The sequence below is a fragment of the Hassallia byssoidea VB512170 genome (assembly GCF_000817785.2).
GTDB classification, from domain to species: domain Bacteria; phylum Cyanobacteriota; class Cyanobacteriia; order Cyanobacteriales; family Nostocaceae; genus Hassallia; species Hassallia carrinoi.
Genome location: NZ_JTCM02000009.1, coordinates 77,135 through 98,738, shown reverse-complemented (window position 1 = coordinate 98,738; position 21,604 = coordinate 77,135). Strand labels below are relative to the sequence as shown.

Sequence of the window (21,604 nt, the reverse complement as noted above, 5' to 3'; positions counted from 1 at the left end):
TACTGAAGCGCTTACTACGAGTTACTTTTACTTATCCTTAAAAGTCCAGACGCCTTCATCCCAATCTGCTTCCGTTGGAGGTTGCTGTAACCAGTGCTGACAACGCCGCAGATGTAACATAGCAGCTTGGTCATGTTTGTCAATTTCTAAAACGTTATCAAATTCAGCTTTAGCTTTTTCAAAGTCGCGATTGAGATAATACTCTCGTCCTTTACGATAATACTCAATTACTTGTATTTTTTCGCTTTTTATAGAATCAGAACACAAACCGATTAATTCGTATATTGCAACTGGTTCATTTCGACCTTTGACGCGAATGTAATCTAGTTCTCTAGCACAGACTTGATTTTGACATTGTTTATAAGTGTTATCACTAATAATAATGTCGCAACCATAATGTTTGCTAACACTTTCTAATCGAGAACCAAGGTTCACACCGTCACCAATCGCTGTAAATTCCATTCGCTTGCTAGAACCAATATTACCACTAATTACAGTGTCAGAATTGATGCCAATACCAATGTTAATTCTCGGCTTACTAGCTGCGTAACGACGGGCATTAAATTCTTTTAAGCGATCGCGCATTTCTAAAGATGTCTGCACTGCCATCCAAGCGTGTTCTTCTAAAGGTAAAGGGGAACCAAACACCGCCATAATCGCATCGCCGATATATTTATCAAGAGTGCCTTTATGTTTGAAAATCGCCTCTACCATCGATTCAAAATATTCGTTGAGCATACTTACCACTTCTTCTGCTTCCAGGTTTTCAGTTAAAGTGGTGTAGCCGCGAATATCAGAAAATAAAATCGAAACTTCTTTGCGATCGCCTCCTAATTTAGCATCATCCAACTTCAGCAATTCTTCTGCTAATTCCTGAGTCATGTAGCGGTACATTGTACTCTTGAGGCGTTTTTCATCGCTGATATCTTCCATGACAACCAGGGCGCCGCGAACTTGCCGATTATCGCTTGCATCGGCGATCGTGTTAATTGATAAATTAATACTGTGCTGTTCTATCTGACCGGCAATGAGTGTGCGATCCGGATAATATTGCTGGCTGTATTTGAGGTTAGCTGCATTTAAAGCATTCTGACACCACTTACTAAAGTCACCTTCTTTGATGCGGATGATATCAGTAATTAATTTACCTTCTAAACGGTCTTCTGCCTCAAGTCCTAGCAAGCGTTTTGCACTTTCATTAGCGGCGATAATTAACCCGGCTTTATCTGTAGAAACCACACCATTAGAAAGACTGCGTAAAATGTCGCGCTGCATTTGTTCTTGTTGTTTAACAGTGGCAAACAACTGAGCATTTTGCAATGCGACTCCTGCTTGAATATTAAAAGCTTCCATAAACTCTTCATCGTTGCTGTCAAAACTAGCTTGGAAGCATTCGGGCGCTTTGGGCCATGAATTCGGGTTATAATTGGGAAAATCGCCGGATTTCTTTTTATTTACTAGCTGGGTAACACCAATCAATTCTTGATCGGCGTTAAACACTGGCATACAAAGTAAGCTACATGTGCGATAGCCATTTTGCTTGTCCATGTGTCTGGCAGTATCAGAGTCAGGATGATCGTATAAATCAAAAGGAATATTTAGCGTTTTCCCAGATTCTGCTACTTTGCCAGCAAAGCCTTTACCGATTGGGATTCGCAACTCTTTGGTAGAATTATCATCTTGAGTAATTTTCGTCCACAATTGACTTGCTTCGCGATCTATTAACCATAGAGTACTGCGATCGGCGTTCATTAGTTCCTTCGCTTCGTCCATCACCCGCTTTAGGGTGTCTTCTAAGTCGAGATTGCTTTGAGAAAGAGACTTTATCGCTTTCATCAAGGCTGCTGCTGCCCTTTGTTTTTGGGTTGCGACATAAAAAGAGCGTGATGATTCTAAAATTAGTCTAATTGAAGGGGCGAATTCTTGAAATAATTGTTCGTCAGCGCTGGTAAAGCCTCTAATATCGATTCTGTCGGAAATAGGGGCATCTAGATTGTCAGAAGATAGTAATTTATTCAGTAATTGTACTACTGCAACTAATCGCCCTTGTTGATTTAACAACGGCAGAGCTAACATTGTGTAAGTGCGGTAGCCGGTTCTTTTTTCTTGTTCTTGGGCAAATACCGATCGCGGATCTTCATAAAAATCATAGGGGATATTAATCGCTCTTTTATACATGGCGACTTCACCGGCAATTCCTTTATTCGCTGGAATGCGAATTTCTAGAGAGCGATCGCCTTCTCCTTCTGCCAAAATTGACCAAAGTTCTTGTTTTTCTTCATCTAATAAAAATATTGTCGTTCGGTCTGCTCCTAGTAATTCCCCGGTCTTAAGTGTTATAGTATGTAACATTTCTTGCAAAATCGTTTCAAACCCTTGGGAATCCAGCATGGAAAGGGTTTGATTCACAATCAGCAGTTTTTGTTCTACTTCGGTAACAACCTGTTTAAAAGTATCCTGGGTGAGGGGAGCCAGAAAATTAGATATAGTGCCTTTTCTTTTGGCGAGGACACTCACAGAAGCCGAATTTGGCTTAAAATCGCCGTTTTCTTGATTGCAAACCCCAATAATCAAATCAGCGGCTGACCCGCAACTACGTTGATACACTGACATAAGTGGTTTTAGATATAAGATTGAATTTAGGAATGTTTATGAATGTCATGAAATGTATGTAAGTGTTGCTGATAGCAACAATCGTTACATATTATCCACAGTTTAATCGGTTGTCGAGCTAGCGTCATCAAGTTGGGGAAGGGTAAAGGGAAAAGGGTAAAGGGAAAAGGGGAAGGAGGAAGGGAAAAGGGGAAAGAAAAGAAAAAGAAAGTTCTTTATTCCTTTTCCCTTTCCCCTTTAACCTTTTCCCCTCATGAAATTCCCCAAAAGAAGTGTGAAATTATGTACGCGATCGCCCATCCTTTCACCAAAAACGCATAAAATTCCCAAATCTGCCATAGCTGCGAGGCGTGTATGAATTGGATTAAAGTACTAACTCAAGATGAACTACCACCTAATGAGCGGAAAGTTGTTAAAGTTGAACAACGCGCTATTCTACTGCTTCACCATGACAACGAAATATACGCCGTAGAAAATTCCTGTCCGCACTTGGGGCTACCGATGCGAAAGGGCAAACTAACAGAAGATAAAGCGATTATTTGTCCTTTTCACCGCAGCGCCTTCGACTTACGTACCGGTAATATTAAGGATTGGAGTCCTTTTCCCCCCGGTATTGGCAAGGTGATGGGGATGATGTCTAAAGAAAAAGCACTAGCTGTTTTTCCTACCCGTGTGGATGAAGGTAGTATCTGGGTAGGGTTGCAATAACCTCACATTGCAGGTAAATAAGGTACACCAGAAATCTCTAAAACTATTGTAGGGTGGGCAAAGACTGCCCACCCGCTTGTACTTAACTCACATTAAAACCGCTGTCTGGGTCAGCTATTACCTAGCGTAACTATCTTGATTATCGTTCTCAGTAGGCGAAGAACTGTCACTGGGTGATACATCTGTTTTATTTTGTTTCTCTTCGGGAGTAGCTGTAGGAGTAGTAGAAGTAGAGGTGCTATCACTGCTACTATTTGAGCTTGATGGCGGCGTTGTCGATTTTGGTGTAGCAGGAGTTTGTTTCAAAGCAGGCTGTTGAGGGGGAACAGTAATATTAATGTTAGGTTTCACCGTTGGTGCGGGTGCAGCTTTCTGTTGAGGTACGGGTATAAAAACTGGAACTTCCTTGGTTTTTTCAACTGGAACTGGAACTTCTTTGGTTCTTTCAATAATTGTAGTTTGGGGTTGAGGCGTTACAGTTACTGTAGGAGTTGGGCTGCTAGCGGGTACGGGAACCGCTACTGGTGCAACAGTGTTATCCACAGCGCGATCGCGTTGATTAAAATACCACACAGAACCGCCGATCAACCCTGCTAAGGCTGTAAGCAAAATACCGATTAACAATCCACGATTAGCGTTTTCATTATCGCGTTGTGTGAGAGTTTCTTCTTGGTAGATACGTTCAGATGTTTGACCGTTAAGATAACCATTCTCGTAAGATTTCGGATCTACTTTGTTACTAACTGTTTCCGAAGTTCGCGTCACGTTGGTGTGAATATTTCCACTATTGTCGGTGTAACTTTCTTGCACTTGTTCGCGGTAACTTTTGTTTTCGTTGGGGTTAGTCATACGTGTTGTTTTTCTGAATGTAAAAGTTTGATAAAGCTATACTCAAAGAGCCTTGAAGCTTTTTCAGCGGTAAACCGAAAAAAAACATTCTTGGTGTTATTTGAAACCGTGTTTCAATGTATTGTCAGAATAACTTCGGCATTGGTGAAAACGGTTCTGTCCTTCATAGGTGATATAAACTTCCTCCCAAGGAGGGATTGTTTTACCTAAAGTAGGAGATTGATATTGGTGGAGCGATTTTAAAATGTTGCCAAAATCGTTTTATTAAGTTCAGTTCTGGAGGCTGTTTTACCTAGCGCTGCCCCGATCAACATATGCCTGTTTAAAATAAATAATGAGACTTGTATTAATTGCGTCTGCTTTAAACTAAAAATAAAAAATTGAAGCGGACAAACGAGCGAGGTTATGTGATGAAACGTTTTATTGTAAGCTGTTTGTCTATTTTGTCTTTAGTAGCAACAACTCAGTCGGTGACAAGCGCTCAGACTATAACGCAAAACCCAGCTAGGTCTAATGCTAGCCAAGGCACTGGCAACTTGCTCAATTACCCTAGCGGAACGCGCATTTATAATAATGGTTCCCTTAAGCTAAACAATAGAAAGGTAATTTATCCATCCGTGACGATAAATCATGGTGACGGATCTAGTACTTACTATTACTCAAATGGAACGCGCATCACCACTGAGAAAAATACAGTTAGCCCTAGTGGGACTTTTATCATACAAGGCATAAATGGGGGACTGAACAATGGAAATAGAATTAAGCCAATTCAAAACGCGAATTTTTAGAACCCGCATTCGGAATAATCAACTGTCACATATCCTGTGATGGTAGTCAGTGAAAGTTAAACTACGTATAAATATAATTTTTTACATAAAAATTTATATTTATACGTATAAACGAAAGTGCGATCGCTCTTTTATTGAGTTGGGTTTACTGTCTTTAAAGTGGGAGGGATTTAACGTGGGTGTGGTTGAAGTGGATCAAGATGATGAGGGGAATATTATTGAGTAAAAGAAATAATCATAAAAGAACTGCGCTCCTTGAATGTGTAGATTGCATAATGTTGATTTATTTAATCTATTGAAAGAGCGAATTTGTTCAACAACTTATGAGGGGAGAACCTCTGTCTAGGGAATGATTTGGGTTGGGAGCCAAATGAAGTAATAATAGAATGCTAAATAAAAATCGAGATTGTATTCTATGAAACGGAATTATTTAACGAAAGGGCTAACGAGAGTGGGACGCTTTCTGGCTACAACTGTGTTTTGTGTGCTTGCTGTCGCCTTCGTCTGGCAGGGTGCGTTTTTCTCAAACACCGCAGCAATGGCTAATCCGGCTGTAAACTTAATCGCCGAAGCAGACGCAGGCGATCAAGTTAAAGACAAAGTTAATGAAGGTGCTGAAGCAGCCAAAAATTTCGTCCGAGATTCACAAGATAAAGTTAAGCAAACTGCAAGGAAAAATGCCTCTAAAGTTGACGAAGCAACTGACAATGGTAATTTGATTGAGCGCAAAGCAAAAACAGATAAGGCTACAATTGAAAAGAGAGCAAACGAAGATGCTGCAAAGACCCAGAAAGTAATAGACAAGGAAAAGAATGTTGTTGAAGGCGTTGTTGATAAAATCAAGGATGTTTTTGGCAAATAGAGAATAGATAGGCGGTGTTGATAGTAAGCAGGTACAAGACAACGCGCCTACGTTAAAAATAGGTTATACGTTCAGATTTTGAAAAACTGGACGTATAAACCGTGAAAAAACCGGGATTATCGCTTCATATACAAGCGCGTATAACCAAGAATCATCGAGTTGAGTGAAATTATTACGACTGCGATCGCACTATTTCAAGCAATCCAACCAGAGCGATGTCTCACGACAAGCCGCTCCGCGTCTACGCAGTATTCGGACTCTCAAGGATTTCGCTATCAAATATCGATAACGTCAAAGAATCTCAAATGGTTCAATTGTGATTATTTGAATTATCCTGATAATTCTACTTTTTAATCTTGAGATTCTTCGGAAATTGGTTGTGATTCGCTTTCCGGTTCTATGATGACTTTCGGCTGAGGTTTAACAGGTTTCGGACCCCGCGCTAGGGCTGGATTAACCGATTGCCTGGATTCATCTTTAAAGGATGCTTTTTTGCCTCTACCCTTTGAGCGGTCATCACTTTGTTTTGAGCTTTTGGGATTGGATTGAGGAGTCGGCATAGAATCCGAATTTTCTGACTTGCTGTCATTACCTGAAGAGGGCTGACGTTCCGATTTTTTGATTGGGCGTTCTACCATTGTTAAATTTTGTTAATTTACTTGTCTAGTATATCGCTTTGGCAATGACCGAAAGTTGCGATCGTCGATGAATTCTATTTCTTTATGGGGAAGTTTCAATTTCGTTGCCCGGTTTCATTTATTTGAAAGGTTAAGGTCATGTTGCCTACTGACGCTATCCGTGTTTCAATCCCGCAAGCGGGTTTCATTTATTTGAAAGATAGCGCACGCCGCATTTTTGCCCACGAGCCATAGTTTCAATCCCGCAAGCGGGTTTCATTTATTTGAAAGTAACTATACATTTGCATAAAAGCGATCGCTCTTAATTTGTTTCAATCCCGCAAGCGGGATTGAAACTCATCGAGGAACAACACCAATCACCTAGTTTCCCTGGCCTTTCAAATTAATGATTCCCGCTTGCGGGATTGAAACAAAATATCGTATTTACTGATAGTAGAGTTCAATATACTTTCAAATTAATGATTCCCGCTTGCGGGATTGAAACAATATCTTGCAGTATCATGCGATCGCTCTCCCTAAACTTTCAAATTAATGATTCCCGCTTGGGATGCTGCCGTGGTATTGAAACTTTAAAGTTTTCTGCTTGAGGAGGTTAATTTTAAATTAACTAACTTCTCCAGAAACTATGTCATATAAACTTGATACTAATTACAACCAAATCGCCTTCGCCCTAGAAATCCTCAAACAGCTAGCAGAGAAGCCACGGAAGCGAGAAGAATTAGTTGACTTACTATCTCCATTTATGGAAGCACACGGCAAGTCATCAGACGACATGGATATCAAGCAAAAACTCACGCGCACAATTCGCAAGCTGAGAGACTGCGGTATAGAAATTAAAAGTGCGCCTCACCATCCTTACGAACTGGTAGAGTCAAATTTCCCCGTTATTCTCTCAACCGAACAGCGACAGGCATTAGCACTAGCAGCTTATTTCTTTGCGGGGATGGGCTTTTCTGCACAAGCAAGCCAAATTTTGCGCCTTGGTAATCTGAAAGAATCTGACATTCCAGAATTTGTCAAAGTTAATTTTAGCCCTCCCGTAGACTACAGCGAAAGCAAACTTGATATTATTGTTCGCCACCTTCAGGAAAGGTTTCAACAACAACGTCGTTACACTATTACCTACCAAAGCAACAAAAAGGGACAGCGTATATGGGATATTGATCGCTCAGAATTGCGCTTTCATAATGGTATTCTTTACCTTTTTGCATTTATTCCCGATTGGAAATCGTGGCGATTTCTAACTTTCCCCAACATCGACCAAAATCATATATTTAGAGTAGATAGAATAGTTAATGTTGGTCCTGCTTCTGATGTACATTGGCTATCTTGCGAGTTGCCCAAGTTGGAAATCCACTACCGCATGAGTGGTGACTTAGCAAACTACCAACCCCGTCGCGACGGAGAACGGGTAATTCATCGAGATACAGAAGGTAAATTTGTTGATATTGCTACACTAGAAGATTATTGGTTTTGGTTTCGACAGCGAATGTTGCAATATGGGGCAAATGTTCAAGTTTTAACCCCAGACTTTTTAGCAAAAGAAATTAAAAAGGAGCATCAAAAAGCATATGAAAAATATTGCTCATAGTCAAGTTTATTTGTAATGCCAGCATAGCTGCCTTTTGGCATTAGAGGGCTAATAGTTCTATAAAATATAGGCAAATATTACCATTACTTATAGTTCTATTGCTGAAAGGACGCGGCTATTTTTCTGACTGGCATTTGTTCAATAATACTAGAATATGAGAAAGATTGATGAAAATCTCATGCAGTAGAGAAAATATATTACCCATGAATTCCAAAAATCTTCCCAAATCAGCTTTTTTTCAAACTACTAGTTACTTGATACTCAATATCTTGACTGTAACGAATACATTACAATTCGCCAAAGCAGAAGTACGCGATTTAAATATTACCAAACAATATACACAACCACAACTACTAGCGCAGTTCTCAAACAACCAAGACCAAGAGCGATCGCAACTTCGGCAAACAGCAAACACTTTATTTTACCAAGGTAATTTCACTGGCGCGGAAGAAACTTTACGTAAGTTAATTAAAAAATTTCCCTCAGATAGTTTCGGATATTACCAGTTAGGGAATGTTCTATTTCGTCAGGGCAAAAAAGAAGATGCAATCAAACAATATCAGAAAGCGACTCAGAAAAATTCTAAATATGCCCTTGCATACAATGCAATGGGTCAAGTTTATGCAAGTCAACAGCAATGGTCATCAGCAATTGCAGAGTATCAGAAAGCACTAACTATCAATCCTAATTATGGTGATGCGTTAAGGAATATGGCTATAGCTCTTTGGGAACAAGGTAATCACTTTGAAGCGATCGCATATGCAGAAAAAGCATTAAATATTTTTAAAGCACAAAATAGACCTGAGAAAGCAGGACAAATTGAGCAGATTTTACGGCAAATGAAAACTGGTGACGATCCCACGGTTTCGTAAAGTGGGAGAGGCAACAAAGAAAAAATTACATCCTAATCTTATACCAGGGACATTCCGTTCGCCTTGGTCTCCCACAAAACAAGGAATAAGAGTTTCAGAGAGTTATTGCCTAAGTCCTGCAATCTACAGAAATCATCATCCTAGAAATGAAAGTCAAAATTTCCCAGCCAAGGGGTATATCTTCTGGCTGGTAAATTTTGACATTTAACTCTCTTTAGTCATCTAATTTCTAGATGCATTCACTTATTTAACTAGCCTTAATCATCTGATATTTCTTGGATTTCCATTGATCACGGTATCCCCTTATCTGGTGAAAAAAGATGAATTTTGGAGTTATTAGAAAACAACTTCAACTTGTTGACAAATTGAGGAATAGCGTTGGTGATATGACAGTAACTTTCAACCTCATAGCAGATAATAATTAACATCAAAGGGCTAGTATTTATCTGAAAATACCAGTGACAACTTGATAGTAAAACTCGCATAATCGGAGTACAGGCTTCGTAAAAACGTCTGTTGATAGCTTCTTCAAGCTGCCTGTACATTAACTCAGTAAGTAGGCTAGCCTTAGTTGTAGGCAAATCATCTGGATGAAGGTTAGATATATTCATAATGAGTAATAGTGAGTTGATAGTTGTTAGGTGTTAGTTGATAGTTGTTGAGTGTTAGTTGTTAGTTGATAGTTGGTAGTTGTTGGGTGTTAGTTGATAGTTGGTAGTTGATAGTTGCTAACCACTAACCAATAACCACTAACCACTAACAACGCTCCCACTATCCACTATCAACTAACCAATAACTAATCTCAATCTTTTCATACATAATTTTGCACCTCTTGGTTATAACGTGTCAAACTGTCTAGGTTTTTTTGTAGATTTAACGAGCATGGATTGAGTGCAAGAGTACCTAAATGAAGTTCATCTTGAAATCGTTTGATTTTGTCACGACAAGTAGTAACATTACCAATAATTGAGTTTTCAAGCAAATAGTCTTCATCAAAACAGGTTTTGTGACCATTAATTGGCTGGAGATGTTGACTGTTATTATCGCAACTTTGGACTTGACTTCTGAATGCTTTCATTCTCTGGCTAAATTTACGTAAAAAAGGTAATGCCTCACTTACTGCTTCATTGTATGTAGGAGCGACAAAAAAGAAGCGTGCTAGCATCAGTCGGTCAAAACCATTAGAATTAATCGCACGATATTTGGCAACATTGTTTTTGAGCGTATCCATACTAAATGGTGCTCCCCCCATCAAGCCAAAAGAATTGAGAGCAGCAAAGGCGATCGCCTCATCATCACTAGTTGCTAAATATACTGGAATGTGTTTCTGTAAAGGCTTTGGATAAACTGTTACGCTCGCGCATTCATAATATTTTCCGCTAAACGACACATCAGTGTCATACAGCAATTTATGAATCAACGTCATCGCTTCTAATGTTTTCGGACGTGATTCACTTGTAGGAGTGTCAAAGTGCTTATTTTGGTCAGGAAATGGTCCACCCTTGGCAATTCCAAACAAAAGTCGTCCGTTGCACAGATTATCTAATGTGGCAATGCTTTCTGCAATAGCGATCGGGTTGTGAAATGCCAGCAATACTGCTGCTGAACCTAATCTAATTGTGGAAGTCACACCCGCTAAATGTGCCATCAATACCAAAATAGATGGACTCACACTAAAATCGTTAAAATGATGCTCTGTTACCCAAGCTGACTCAAATCCTAAGCTTTCTGCACGTCTGACTAATGCCACTTGCTCAAAAATTGCACGACGGGCATCTCGATGATGATTTTCGTAATTGCAAAAAATTCCAGTTTTCATAGTAGGTGTTCCTGTTCTTGTGTCAACATCCAGTGCAGTTCTAACCACAAGCGCGGATGAGCATCCTTTAACTTCGATTGGGGATCTCGCAACAAGCGACTAGCATTAATGCAAACAACTTCAGCTAGTCCCAGATGTTGTGCTACATCTTTGAGTACATCTTTTTGCTCTTTGAGAATAGCAATCATGCTATCAGGACAGTAAATTCCGATGTATGGTAAAGAGCGAACACAATGTTTTTTCCAAGAAGATTGAATAACTTTTATATAGCAGTGGCGTAAGCATTCACCCAATTGTGGTTCATAGTAATTGATAACTATCGTGAATTGTTGCACTAGGTCTGATTCTGTAATCATTTCAACCTCTATTTATGTGTGACTGGATACTGCAAATTTGGGAAAATTCCCAACTTATTTAAGAAGTTGGGAATCTGACAACCTAAATATCTAATACCGTCTATAGGGCTTTGTGGAAATTGTACAAAAAGGTCGGTAAATAAACTTTTTCTTAATGTCGGTTTCTGTAGATTCAAAAACTATGAAATGCTGTATTAACTCTCTTATACGCCGTTTGTCAAAAACACCTTGAATTAACACTTCTAGCTCAGTTGCGCCCGAATCGGTAAAGTCTTCGCCCTCCGGGTGACGCTCGTTCCTCGCTACCGCTGACGCTAACGGCAGTTTGCTTATGCCGGGGAACCCGTCCACCCTTACGGGTTCGCCACTCCCTACAACGGGGCGGCAGCTTTTCGGGGGAAGCTTCCCCCGAAAACGTGCCTTGGGAACCCCCGCAACGGGGTGGCTCACCGCAACTGCCTCACCATCAATTGTGCGCCAAAGTAAAAACTCTTGCCAATTTGATGTTAATGTACCGATTCGCGCTCGATTTCCGCAAGTAATGACTAGGAATGTATTGTAATAAAATAGCTTTGGTATCTGTTGAATATAGGTCTGAATTCGTTCATAACCTGCTTTAAGCGTGGCTTGATCATCACTTGGATGAATCGATACAATCACTGCTAAAGGTAAGCCATTGATGAAAACAACCACATCAGGACAATGAGCATGACTACCCTCAACAACTGTAAAAGGATGAATAACTAGCCAATCATTATTCAGTAGATTATCCGAATCAATTAGCCACACTTTGTCATGAACTATTTGTTCATTCAAGAGATATTCAACTTCAACACCATCAGTTAAGAATTGATGAAAACGTCGGTTATTTTCCAGTAGGTTTTCATCTGTGGTAGTAATTTGATTGATAGCGGTGGCGATCGCTTCATCTGGTAAAGTCGGGTTAATCAAGAGCAAAGCACTATAAAGGCGATCGCGCAAAATCACTTCACTATAACTACTGCGCCCTATACGATACTTAAGAGAGGCAATGTCTGACTCTAACAGAACTGTGTAGCCAATGACCTCGAACCAGGTGAGCAAAGATGGTGCTGCAACTGATTGTCTCAAGTCAAAGCGACGGCGAAGCTTTCTTGATATACTACTCGTCACAGTTGCTCTTTTTGGCTGTGCTGGATTCATATCTAGTAAAAGACGTAATTTTGGTGTCAATGCAGAAGCGATCGCGCGAGTGCTTGCTAACATTGGTTGGTATATTTCCAAAGCGTATACGGCTTGCCATAACTATCAAAGCTGAAATTACTCCACAAAATTGCATCAACGGATACATTTTTACCAAATTTGTTGGTAAAAAGGAAAATAATTGAGGGTTGGGAGTGTTGCGGAAGATTGAAGAATGAAAAAGTCAGGAAATAGCATTTCCTTTTCCTGGCTTTTGATTTCTGTTTCTCTGCAACAAATAAGCGAGTTGAACGTAACTTCTTTGTATGAGCAGCAAAACTATTGCAATTAGTAGTTTGATTAGTACAGGTGCAAAAATCAAACTTAAACTTAGGAAGAACAAAGCAATCAATACAGCTATCGGCTGCTCTATTTTATCGGCGATACTTGTACTGATATAAACAGAAATTATCGCGCTCACCAAAGCAATTAATGAGAATACAAACATGACAATTACTGTTTTAATTTTGGTCTGAATTAGAAGTCATAAGTAGTAAAAAGAACATCAGAAAAAACTCCTAATTCCGCGCCTCCCGTACAGACGTTCCGGCGGAACGTCTCTACCTAACTCCTAACTTTCCTTAAGGCTTCCTGCTCTAAAAACAGATTGCCAATGTCAAATAAAAGCTGCATAGTGCCTCGGTAGCCAACTAGGGTAAAATGATTATGATCTAAGCGGTCAAAGATGGGAATTCCTAGACGATAAAGGGGAATACCCAAACGTTGGGCGATCGCATCCGCATGAGAGTTAGCAATTAACAAGTCAGACCCAGGTGCTAGTAGCTCAAAGTCTTCCAAATCGCCGATGGTGACGCTGACTATCGGAAGTTTTTCCAGCAGTGGAGAGCGTGTTGTAGTCACTGCTGCATGAATATGAACTCCCATCGATTGCAGAAAATGAACTGTTGACCAAAGTAAATCTGGTTCCAACGCTAGAGAAACTCGCTTGCAGCCAAACAAAAAGTGATTATCCAGCATCGCATTTTGCAACAAAGAGCGTTGGTGGCGATATTTTTCTGGTACGCTGTTACCACTGATATCCGCCAATGCTTGCATAAATTTGTCTGTTGCTGATAGTCCTGTCAGTTCACCAAACACCTCATAAGGTATGCTGAAGTTCTTTTCTAAAATTTGCGCTGCACTCCGCATACTCTCACCTAGCGCCAAAGTGAACGCAGAACTGCCGATAGAGCGCAACTGTGCTTCATTTGTACCATTTGCCGTAATGGCTGTTGATGAATCTTCTATGTGACCATTTAATGAGCCAGAAAGGTCAGGTACAACAACGGGAATAAGTCCAAAGTTGGTAACAATCTCTTTGATTTTTTGTATATCCCCTGGCGTGAAAGCAGAACTTGCCAAAATCGTGATTTGTCTAGGACAAGCATCTAAATCATCACTTTTTTGGGGAATTTCTTTAACTATACTTTCGACAGCAGCAGCAAAGCCATCTTGCAATGCACCTTTAAAATCCGGTGTGGAGACAACCACAATCGGCAGATAATCTAATTCTGGGTGACGGTGGCGAATTTCCTTGACAAAACGCCCCATATCATCTCCTCTGGTTTCCATCAATCCAGTCGTGCATAAACCGATAATTTCTGGCTTGCACTTCTGCACCAAAGTAAGAATTGCTTTTTCAACATTTTCCTCCCCACCTAGAACCGTCGCAACTTCTGTCATCGCTGTCGTAGAAAGGGGAATGCTGCAACGGAAATGCCGCGCTAATACAACTTTAGCTAAGGCAGTACAGCCTATTGAACCGTGTAATAAAGGCATCATTCCCTTCAATCCCAAAAAGGCTAGAGCTGCGCCCAAAGTTTGGCTTTGCTTGAGGGGATTAACTGCAACTGACGTGCTGGTAATGCTAAGAATTGCCATTTTTATACCTCTGCATTCCAAGGAGCGGGCTGACGTACTTCTGACCACACAGGATTGTAAAAAGCTGCATACAGTTCTTTTGCTACTTCTAATATGCCCAGATAGCCTGCATAAGGATGATTGCGATCGGTGTTAATGTTGAGGAAAGGAATCTTGGCTGTTAGGGCAGTGTCTTGAAAGCGATCGCTTGCAATCAACATATCAGCTTGATTTTCATTAATTATTTGTAGCATTTCTTCGGGACTGTCTTGTTGAATGATGCTATCCTCACCCAGCAGACTTTTGATTCTAGCTGTTTCTTCCTCAGTACTATTTTCAGTACAGGTAGCAATAACTTTCATCCCCAACTTCTGAGCCGCAAAGATAATTAACCAACTCTTAAAACTTCCGGTATAAAGGACAACGCGCTTACCTTGTAATTGGCTACGATAAACAGCAAGTTTCTCATCTAATGCGGCAGTTTCTTCAGCAATGAGCCTTTCTGTACGTTCTTGTAAATCTGCAGACGCTCGAGGACTCGCTAACGCTTCGCTATCACCCAATTTCGCGGCAATATTCCGCAGACATTGATTGATTTGCTCTACACCATAGATAGACTCTTCAATGTAGGGGATACCATAGCGTTTCTGCATCCTTTTTGCCATACTGGTTAATGCTTTGGCAGAAAGCACCACGTTGAGCTTGGCACGATGAGCGTAACAAATTTCCTTATAGCGAGCATCGCCGGTAATTTTTGCCAAAACTCGGATACCTAATTTCTCCAAAAGCGGCAAAACATTCCACATTGCACCCGCGATGTTGTATTCACCAATTAGGTTGATGTCTAATGGTGTGGTATATTCTGGTTCAGCCGTGCCGATAACGTGTTCTAGTAAAGCTTCACCAGCAACGCGGTTGCCCATACTTTGACTACCAATAAATCCTGGGCAATGTACGGGGATAGCGGGTATTCCTGTTTGCTGGGTGGCATCTTTGCAGACACCTTCGATGTCATCACCAATCATGGCGGTGATGCAGGTAGAGTAGACAAATACCGCAGCGGGTTTGTAGCGTCTTTGCAATTCTATAATACCTTTGTAGAGCTTTTTGGCTCCGCCAAAGATGATATCGTTTTCTTCTATTTCACTGGTAAAGCGAATCTTGTACAATGTTGAACCAGAAGAAAGACTGCCATAACTTCCCCACATACTTGCAGCACAGCCACTCGGTCCGTGGACTACATGAGCAGCATCAGCTATTGGTAGGAGGGTAATCATTGCACTATCAAAGGCACAACCCCCTTGAGCGGTTCCAGGTTGGGGTAGTGTGGATTTTTTATTTTGCGGATTATTTTCGCATCCGGGTGCGAGGGAGTCGTTGATTTGTTCTGAGGTGGGTTTCATGGGGACTGGGGATTAGTGACGCTTGGACTGGAGACTGGGGATTGGGAAAAGAGAGATTTTTATGTGTGGGTTAATAACAGGTTATCCATCTAATGCAACGTGTGTAATTAAAGGGAATGAGAAATTCTATCTCCCATTCCCAAACAATCAACCAAAAATTAGGAGAACACAAAAAACTAAACTATTAGTTTTGCAAGCAATTGCATTGACAGATTAATGCTTACGTGGAAATACTTATGCATACTTCATTCTTACACCTCCAGGTCGTTTCGACAATTCGGGAGAAGGTGGGCTTTTTAGCCCACCTGGTTGCTTAGGGGAGACCGCAAAAAAAAGATACCAGCCCTCCGGGTTCATCAGTTCGACGGAAAGGAAACCTTTGCCGCCGACTGATTCACCGTGTATTGGGATTATTCGTTGTGTGTCGTGGATCTGGATGTGACGGCTGGTATCTTTTTTCAGGGCAAGTGCCTTACCCGTTTTCAGCAACTTCTATTACTTCTTAAATAGAAGCAAAAGCTTTACTTGTTTTAGCCAGCAACTATTTCTACATTGCCTTTCTTGAGTGCTTCAAGCGCTTCACCTTCAGCATCTTCTTGTTTCTTCTCGGCTTCTTTAGCTGCATCGGCTGTAGCAATCATTTTCGCTGCATTTTCTTCGCTTTCAAGAATACCGAATTCAATCAGCAACTCTTCTAGCTCGTCCATTTCGATAGGTGTGGGAACGGCGAGGAATTTATTGTTGATAATCTTGTCAGCTAAGGTACGATATTCATGAGCTTGGTTGCTGTCAGGTGCGTACTCGTTCACTGTCATGCGACGTAATTCAGCGTGTTGCACGATGTTGTCACGGGGGACGAAGTGAATCATTTGAGTGCTTAATCTGTTTGCTAGCGTGGTAATCAGTTCATCTTCCCGGTCAGTTTTGCGGCTGTTGCAAATCAAACCACCCAAGCGCACACCACCTGTGTGAGCGTACTTGAGAACACCGCGAGCGATGTTGTTAGCCGCAAACATCGCCATCATTTCACCGGAGGTAACGATGTAGATTTCTTGGGCTTTACCTTCACGAATAGGCATGGCGAAACCACCGCAAACAACGTCACCCAACACGTCATAAGATACGAAATCTACGTTTTGGTAGGCACCGTTTTCTTCTAAGAAGTTGATGGCGGTAATGATACCGCGACCGGCGCAACCTACACCAGGTTCTGGACCACCAGATTCTACGCATCTGATACCCCGGAAGCCATCAATTACCACTTCTTCGAGTTCTAGGTCTTCCACAGCACCACGTTCAGCAGCGAGGTGTAACACGGTAGTTTGAGCTTTACAGTGGAGAATCAAGCGGGTGGAGTCAGCTTTGGGGTCACAACCTACAATTAGAATGCGTTGACCCACTTCTGCCATAGCTGCAAGAGTATTTTGGGAAGTGGTAGATTTACCAATACCACCTTTACCGTAGAAAGCAATCTGTCTAATTTTTTCGTCCGACATGATGAGTTATTCCTGCAATTTGTTTGTTTGGTGGGTCTTTTTGCATTTGTGCGATCGCACATCTACTTTGTTACAGCAGTGCGATCGCTTGTAGAACGTCACCAGGGGGCGATCGCTCTACAGCAAAAACTGTCGAAAGCCAGTACATATTCAAAGCGAAGAAGTAAATTTTTGATTGATAGTTGATAGTTGGTAGTTGATAGTTGATAGTTGATAATTGAGAGTTGAGAGTTGAGAGTTGAGAGTTGAGAGTTGAGAGTTGATAGTTGCTAATTGCTAACCACTAGCTAACCACTAACCACTAACCACTAACTCCTAACTCCTAACTCCTAACTCCTATCCACTAACCACTAACCACTACCCACTAACTCCTAACCATTCCTAAATCGTCGCTACAACATCCCCGGTTTTGCTTGTGTCATAACCACCGAGAACTTCTAATTGAGAGTGAATCAAGCGATTTCCTAAAGTACCGAGTAACTGCTTTACTGGTGCTTCTTCTAAATATTCCTTGAGAATCACTAAATCGTATCTTGAGGAATGCAGAGGTACAAATCCCAACCCAAAGGAAGCAGCTATAGATGCCGTACTGATGCCTGCCTTGGCAATACCTGATACTACAGCTTCGGCAACTTCTTGATGACTTTTAACGATATGGTCAAATCCTTTAACAGCGTGGAATGGTAGTTTTTCTTCTTGCAGTTTATGTTCCAAAAGCAAACGAGTACCAGCACCGAGTTCGCGGTTGACAATCATTGCTTTCGCTTCTACCAAGTCGGTTACTGTTTTAATTCCCATCGGATTACCAGACTCGACTAAAATTCCTTCTTCCCAAACACCAAGAGTAATTAAAACAGCTGCTCTTTCGGCTAGTAGTTCACGAACAAAAGGAGTATTATGCTCTCCAGTTTCCGGATCGTATAGATGCATTCCGGCAATGTGAGCTTCACCTTTGCATAAACTATGCAATGCAGCCATGCTGTTGGCAAAGTTATGCTGAACTCGCAGTTGAGGATACCAGCGTTCCGTAGCTTGCGCCCATAATGAGAGTACAGGCGCACAGCCGACAATCACAACCGTGTTGTGGAGTTTGTCTATATCATCAAGAAGCCTAACCCGGACTGTGTTTGCATTTGAGAGGCTATTAATCTTACCATCCGCCGGAATCATCTCCAAGCGAAAAGCATCTTTCCCAACAAGAGGATATGCTATCCATTGCCCCCCAATCCGCGCTAGACTGACCGGCTGTTGTTGACTGCAAGAGATAGATTTGGCAAGAACTGCTTCAATTTCAAGTAGATCCTCCTCGAACCAGAATAGATCCGCGACTTGACAGCCAAGCACTTTGGCTAAACGAAGTGCGATCGCAACTGAGGGAGCATACTGTCCTGACTCTACACCACTAATTGTCTGACGGGTAACTTTAGCTAGGTTAGCCAACTCTTGCTGACTCATACCTAAGCGAGTTCTCATTGACTTCAAGTTGTTACGGAGTTCACTATCCTGCTTCATTGGCTTCTCTATCTCTTGCGTTACAAAAAGCCGATCGCGGATTTACCTAATATCTGCAAAAGCAATATTCGAGGATAGTATATCTTACTTTGCCTCAAGATTACGACTGCTTTCGCCCTTTCGATTCCCTATATAAAAAGAATATCATACATCTTGCCAATTTGCTTGCGTCATGAAAAAATTTTTGCGCCATGACAAATTATATTATCTGCTGGTAATTAATACTCAAAGGCTTTTTAGATGGTCATACTGCGAGTGAGGTCTAAGTCGGACTATAAATATAGTGAATAAAGCGTGGCATATAAAAATAGAGCAAAGTGTTTAAAGACAGTTTATTTGGTATCAAAAGAATTAAAAAATTATTATTTTCTTGTCAGGGGAAATATAATTACCGTAAACTTACGGAAGACAATTAATTTTAGTCGTGCTATATTTAACGATGCTGAAATCAATAAAAGAAAATCAGGGTATGAAAGTTAGCGCTCGTAATGCTATCAAAGGTACAGTTAAAACAGTTGTGCCTGGAGCAGTCAATACAGAAATAACCTTAGAAATTGCGCCAGGAATAGAAGTGACTGCAATAATCACAAAAATCTCAGCGGAAGAACTAAAAATTTCTGAGGGAAAGATGGCATACGCGGTAATTAAATCATCTGATGTGTTACTTGCTGTAGATTAAAAGATTAAGTGTCTAGAAAAATAAGCGGCTTGCTTATCGTGAGCAAGTCGCTTATTTGTGTTTAAATCCGGGATATAACAATCAATAAAAACCCTCCCCAGTCATGAGTCAGGCTTATTGATGTAAGTGAGAAAATAGGCTTAAGCTACTACGAATCTTGCAAGTATTCAGAAAGAATTATCTAAAACCTGAATGTAGAGCGGATAATTCCCTCATATATAGTGTCATTGTTGCTATTGTGTTCTGGGTTGAATATGATAATAAATCCTGGCGTAATTGAGAGATTGCTATTAACTTGATAGCGATACAGCGCTTCCAAATGATAGGAAGTATCGCTGTCTGTACGACGGTCAACTATTCGATTTGTAGCTGTAGGTGTGAAGGTACTCGGACCATAGTCATTACTTGTTACTTTGGGCGGTTGACCAAAAATAATACCAGCCAAGTTGCCTTTTTTACCCAAATCGGGGAAACCAAGAGTTACAGCCCAGTTCCAAATATCGGCTTTGTCACCTCTGTTAACATTATTTCTTGCAGGGTTATTACCTGAAGCTATTTCCGCAGTTGCTTGAGTATATCCAACCCAACCAGAAAGGACGAATTTAGGGTTAAAGCGATAGCTAGTTTGTAAACCGTAATGATTGGCAGAGGTGGCAATATTGTTACCAAAAGGAGTAGCTGCAAAAGCACTACCTTCAGAACCAGAAACGTTTACATCACCAGTTACAACACCATTGACAACACCGCTGAAGTAAGAGTGCGCGTAAGTTAAAGCGATAGTCGCATCTTTATTTGGTTGGATAGCTAATTGCGTTAAAGCTCCATAACTACCATCAAATAAACCTCTATTAACACCGGGTTCATTACCATTGCGTGCCAAATAACCCGCAGACAAGGTAAATGTGTCGTTCAATTTGAGTACCGCACTTACCCCAGAACCTAGACCAACAGCAAGACCTGTGTTGCTTGCTCGGTAGATGGGTGAAAATCGACCAAAGCGGGAGAGTGCGCCTGTTGGTGCTGCGGCAAACAGGGAATTAACAGTGTTAAAGTTATCGAAGAACGACCCACCAATAGCATCAACAGTGACACTGAGCTTATCGCCGACTGGAAAGTTGTAGAATATTTTCCCTATATCTATTGTATTTTCCTGCCGAACTGTGGTGTCATAACTCAAGCGAGTCATGTTTGTGCCAGTAACTGGCGAGTTAAAAGGAATGGTGTTATTTGCTTTGAGAAGAATTCGCAAGCGATCTTTGCCGAAGAAGCTGGAATCGAAGATTAAACGAACGCGATCGCTAAAAACTGCATTATCTTGCAACTTGGAACCCGATGGACCATAAGCACTCGCTCTGGCTGTATTCCTCTGTGCTGCGGTGATACTAGGATTATTAATTTCATTCAACTGGTCGGAATTGAGCGCTCTGTCTCCACCAAACACACCCCCAATACTAAAGATTGCATCTCCAGTCAAGTTGGTAGTCGTGGAAAATTGCTGACTTTCCACAACTGCTATACGCGCTTCTAAAGGGTCTATCCGTCCTCGCAGTTCTGCTAACCCATCAGCATACTCTTGTTGCAGTCTTTGCAGAGTTCCCAAATCTTCTTTAGTAACCAGGTCAGCCGTACTTGTGGCAATCAGTTCTTGAACCCGATTCAAACAAGCATTCAAACCAGCAGCGAACTCATAGCGAGTCATTGCCCGATTGCCTCTAAACGTGCCGTTTGGATAGCCGGCAATGCAACCGTAGCGTTCAACCAATGATTGCAAAGCTTGAAATGCCCAATCTGTAGGTTGCACATCCGAAAGTTGCGAGACTGAAGTCACCTGATCCATTATGTATGGATCTTGATTGCTTTCGTCATTGATTTGCCGATTCTGTTCGGATGAAATATCCTTAACAGGTACTATTGGTGTTTCCGAAACAAGATTATCTTCTGTCTGCGACTGAGCCAGTTGAGTATCCAATTGCACTTGGTGAGTAGCTTCTAGCACGGAATTTGCTGATGCAGTTTGTGCAGTAACAACGCTAGCAAATAACAGTATTGGAGCTATCCACAAAGATAACGCAAGAAAACTAGACATTTACCTCACACCTCTATACCAATTTAATTGATACTGTAAAATCATACTACCAATTAAGTCAGTGTCAAGTAGCAAATAGAAGCGCATCCCCCAATCACAAATCAATTCTTTTTACTTAATCTGCTTGAGAACTTGAGGTAATAACGTACTAGACATACACAGAAAAATTATATAGAATACTTCAACTAACGCTAAACAATGTTGGTAAATAGTTTATACCAGTATTTTTGGGAAAAACCGTATCACGGGTT

General features: G+C 41.1%; 20 protein-coding genes. 7 read left to right on the top strand and 13 right to left on the bottom strand.

Going from position 1 to position 21,604, the window contains the following annotated elements; translation table 11 throughout:
- Nucleotides 1–27: 27 nt before the first annotated feature.
- A complete protein-coding gene (locus PI95_RS07075) occupies nucleotides 28–2,613 on the bottom strand; it encodes a GAF domain-containing protein (RefSeq protein ID WP_039737862.1) in 2,586 nt (861 codons plus the stop codon).
- A 354-nt stretch (nucleotides 2,614–2,967) separates the two neighbouring features.
- Here PI95_RS07075 and PI95_RS07070 point away from each other — a divergent pair, with 354 nt between their 5' ends.
- Nucleotides 2,968–3,321: a Rieske (2Fe-2S) protein gene (locus tag PI95_RS07070; protein ID WP_039737858.1), complete on the top strand. Its 354-nt coding sequence runs from the start codon at nucleotides 2,968–2,970 to the stop codon at nucleotides 3,319–3,321.
- A 117-nt stretch (nucleotides 3,322–3,438) separates the two neighbouring features.
- On the opposite strand, the gene PI95_RS07065 is transcribed toward PI95_RS07070, so the two are convergent.
- A complete protein-coding gene (locus PI95_RS07065; protein WP_039737856.1) occupies nucleotides 3,439–4,170 on the bottom strand; it encodes a hypothetical protein in 732 nt (243 codons plus the stop codon).
- A gap of 410 nt (nucleotides 4,171–4,580) precedes the next feature.
- On the opposite strand from PI95_RS07065, the gene PI95_RS07060 reads away from it, so the two are divergent.
- Complete coding sequence (locus PI95_RS07060; RefSeq protein WP_163518681.1) at nucleotides 4,581–4,958, top strand: hypothetical protein; 378 nt, start codon at nucleotides 4,581–4,583, stop codon at nucleotides 4,956–4,958.
- Between the two features lie 415 nt (nucleotides 4,959–5,373).
- Nucleotides 5,374–5,820, top strand: coding sequence for a hypothetical protein (locus PI95_RS07055; protein ID WP_039737854.1), 447 nt, complete (start codon nucleotides 5,374–5,376; stop codon nucleotides 5,818–5,820).
- Between the two features lie 350 nt (nucleotides 5,821–6,170).
- On the opposite strand, the gene PI95_RS07050 is transcribed toward PI95_RS07055, so the two are convergent.
- Nucleotides 6,171–6,458 carry a hypothetical protein gene (locus PI95_RS07050; protein WP_039737853.1) on the bottom strand — a complete coding sequence of 96 codons (288 nt, stop codon included), beginning with the start codon at nucleotides 6,456–6,458 and terminating at the stop codon, nucleotides 6,171–6,173.
- 625 nt (nucleotides 6,459–7,083) lie between these two features.
- On the opposite strand from PI95_RS07050, the gene PI95_RS07045 reads away from it, so the two are divergent.
- Together PI95_RS07045 and PI95_RS07040 are read left to right on the top strand one after the other, a co-directional pair.
- Nucleotides 7,084–8,049, top strand: a complete 966-nt coding sequence (locus PI95_RS07045; protein WP_039737850.1) for a helix-turn-helix transcriptional regulator — start codon at nucleotides 7,084–7,086, stop codon at nucleotides 8,047–8,049.
- A 203-nt stretch (nucleotides 8,050–8,252) separates the two neighbouring features.
- Nucleotides 8,253–8,921, top strand: coding sequence for a tetratricopeptide repeat protein (locus tag PI95_RS07040; protein ID WP_039737849.1), 669 nt, complete (start codon nucleotides 8,253–8,255; stop codon nucleotides 8,919–8,921).
- A 290-nt stretch (nucleotides 8,922–9,211) separates the two neighbouring features.
- On the opposite strand, the gene PI95_RS07035 is transcribed toward PI95_RS07040, so the two are convergent.
- The 8 genes from PI95_RS07035 to nifH all read right to left on the bottom strand — a co-directional run bounded on the left by PI95_RS07035 (nucleotide 9,212) and on the right by nifH (nucleotide 17,076).
- Nucleotides 9,212–9,532, bottom strand: coding sequence for a hypothetical protein (locus PI95_RS07035; RefSeq protein ID WP_163518680.1), 321 nt, complete (start codon nucleotides 9,530–9,532; stop codon nucleotides 9,212–9,214).
- Nucleotides 9,533–9,732: 200 nt separating this feature from the next.
- On the bottom strand, nucleotides 9,733–10,740 hold the full coding sequence (locus PI95_RS07030) for an LLM class flavin-dependent oxidoreductase (protein ID WP_039737847.1): 1,008 nt from the start codon (nucleotides 10,738–10,740) through the stop codon (nucleotides 9,733–9,735).
- On the bottom strand, nucleotides 10,737–11,096 hold the full coding sequence (locus tag PI95_RS07025) for a hypothetical protein (RefSeq protein WP_039737846.1): 360 nt from the start codon (nucleotides 11,094–11,096) through the stop codon (nucleotides 10,737–10,739). Before PI95_RS07025 ends, PI95_RS07030 begins: the two co-directional genes overlap by 4 nt.
- Before the next feature lie 90 nt (nucleotides 11,097–11,186).
- A complete protein-coding gene (locus PI95_RS07020) occupies nucleotides 11,187–12,341 on the bottom strand; it encodes a type I restriction endonuclease (protein WP_163518679.1) in 1,155 nt (384 codons plus the stop codon).
- A 160-nt stretch (nucleotides 12,342–12,501) separates the two neighbouring features.
- Complete coding sequence (locus PI95_RS07015; RefSeq protein WP_039737845.1) at nucleotides 12,502–12,765, bottom strand: hypothetical protein; 264 nt, start codon at nucleotides 12,763–12,765, stop codon at nucleotides 12,502–12,504.
- 116 nt (nucleotides 12,766–12,881) lie between these two features.
- A complete protein-coding gene (gene nifN, locus PI95_RS07010; protein WP_039737844.1) occupies nucleotides 12,882–14,198 on the bottom strand; it encodes a nitrogenase iron-molybdenum cofactor biosynthesis protein NifN in 1,317 nt (438 codons plus the stop codon).
- A 2-nt stretch (nucleotides 14,199–14,200) separates the two neighbouring features.
- On the bottom strand, nucleotides 14,201–15,580 hold the full coding sequence (nifE, locus tag PI95_RS07005) for a nitrogenase iron-molybdenum cofactor biosynthesis protein NifE (protein ID WP_039737842.1): 1,380 nt from the start codon (nucleotides 15,578–15,580) through the stop codon (nucleotides 14,201–14,203).
- Between the two features lie 530 nt (nucleotides 15,581–16,110).
- The gene (gene nifH / locus PI95_RS07000; RefSeq protein WP_039737838.1) at nucleotides 16,111–17,076 is read right to left on the bottom strand and encodes a nitrogenase iron protein; all 966 of its coding nucleotides are present in this window, start codon (nucleotides 17,074–17,076) and stop codon (nucleotides 16,111–16,113) included.
- 30 nt (nucleotides 17,077–17,106) lie between these two features.
- Between nifH and PI95_RS06995 the strand changes: the two genes are divergently transcribed.
- Nucleotides 17,107–17,262 carry a hypothetical protein gene (locus PI95_RS06995; protein ID WP_236116962.1) on the top strand — a complete coding sequence of 52 codons (156 nt, stop codon included), beginning with the start codon at nucleotides 17,107–17,109 and terminating at the stop codon, nucleotides 17,260–17,262.
- 195 nt (nucleotides 17,263–17,457) lie between these two features.
- Here the strand turns inward: PI95_RS06995 and PI95_RS06990 are convergent, their stop codons facing one another.
- Nucleotides 17,458–18,588, bottom strand: coding sequence for an XRE family transcriptional regulator (locus PI95_RS06990; protein WP_039737837.1), 1,131 nt, complete (start codon nucleotides 18,586–18,588; stop codon nucleotides 17,458–17,460).
- A gap of 469 nt (nucleotides 18,589–19,057) precedes the next feature.
- On the opposite strand from PI95_RS06990, the gene PI95_RS06985 reads away from it, so the two are divergent.
- On the top strand, nucleotides 19,058–19,267 hold the full coding sequence (locus PI95_RS06985; protein WP_039738327.1) for a TOBE domain-containing protein: 210 nt from the start codon (nucleotides 19,058–19,060) through the stop codon (nucleotides 19,265–19,267).
- 181 nt (nucleotides 19,268–19,448) lie between these two features.
- Here PI95_RS06985 and PI95_RS06980 read toward each other — a convergent pair whose 3' ends face one another.
- A complete protein-coding gene (locus PI95_RS06980; RefSeq protein ID WP_039737836.1) occupies nucleotides 19,449–21,353 on the bottom strand; it encodes an iron uptake porin in 1,905 nt (634 codons plus the stop codon).
- Nucleotides 21,354–21,604 lie beyond the last annotated feature (251 nt).

Coding starts and splice junctions, on each gene's coding strand:
- PI95_RS07075 (WP_039737862.1), bottom strand. CDS start 2,613: ATGTCAGTGTATCAACGTAGTTGCGGGTCAGCCGCTGATTTGATTATT.
- PI95_RS07045 (WP_039737850.1), top strand. CDS start 7,084: ATGTCATATAAACTTGATACTAATTACAACCAAATCGCCTTCGCCCTA.
- PI95_RS07055 (WP_039737854.1), top strand. CDS start 5,374: ATGAAACGGAATTATTTAACGAAAGGGCTAACGAGAGTGGGACGCTTT.
- PI95_RS07030 (WP_039737847.1), bottom strand. CDS start 10,740: ATGAAAACTGGAATTTTTTGCAATTACGAAAATCATCATCGAGATGCC.
- PI95_RS07015 (WP_039737845.1), bottom strand. CDS start 12,765: ATGTTTGTATTCTCATTAATTGCTTTGGTGAGCGCGATAATTTCTGTT.
- PI95_RS06980 (WP_039737836.1), bottom strand. CDS start 21,353: ATGTCTAGTTTTCTTGCGTTATCTTTGTGGATAGCTCCAATACTGTTA.
- PI95_RS07040 (WP_039737849.1), top strand. CDS start 8,253: ATGAATTCCAAAAATCTTCCCAAATCAGCTTTTTTTCAAACTACTAGT.
- nifN (WP_039737844.1), bottom strand. CDS start 14,198: ATGGCAATTCTTAGCATTACCAGCACGTCAGTTGCAGTTAATCCCCTC.
- PI95_RS07020 (WP_163518679.1), bottom strand. CDS start 12,341: ATGTTAGCAAGCACTCGCGCGATCGCTTCTGCATTGACACCAAAATTA.
- PI95_RS07065 (WP_039737856.1), bottom strand. CDS start 4,170: ATGACTAACCCCAACGAAAACAAAAGTTACCGCGAACAAGTGCAAGAA.
- PI95_RS07035 (WP_163518680.1), bottom strand. CDS start 9,532: ATGAATATATCTAACCTTCATCCAGATGATTTGCCTACAACTAAGGCT.
- PI95_RS06990 (WP_039737837.1), bottom strand. CDS start 18,588: ATGAAGCAGGATAGTGAACTCCGTAACAACTTGAAGTCAATGAGAACT.
- PI95_RS07050 (WP_039737853.1), bottom strand. CDS start 6,458: ATGGTAGAACGCCCAATCAAAAAATCGGAACGTCAGCCCTCTTCAGGT.
- nifH (WP_039737838.1), bottom strand. CDS start 17,076: ATGTCGGACGAAAAAATTAGACAGATTGCTTTCTACGGTAAAGGTGGT.
- PI95_RS06985 (WP_039738327.1), top strand. CDS start 19,058: ATGAAAGTTAGCGCTCGTAATGCTATCAAAGGTACAGTTAAAACAGTT.
- nifE (WP_039737842.1), bottom strand. CDS start 15,580: ATGAAACCCACCTCAGAACAAATCAACGACTCCCTCGCACCCGGATGC.
- PI95_RS07025 (WP_039737846.1), bottom strand. CDS start 11,096: ATGATTACAGAATCAGACCTAGTGCAACAATTCACGATAGTTATCAAT.
- PI95_RS07060 (WP_163518681.1), top strand. CDS start 4,581: ATGAAACGTTTTATTGTAAGCTGTTTGTCTATTTTGTCTTTAGTAGCA.
- PI95_RS07070 (WP_039737858.1), top strand. CDS start 2,968: ATGAATTGGATTAAAGTACTAACTCAAGATGAACTACCACCTAATGAG.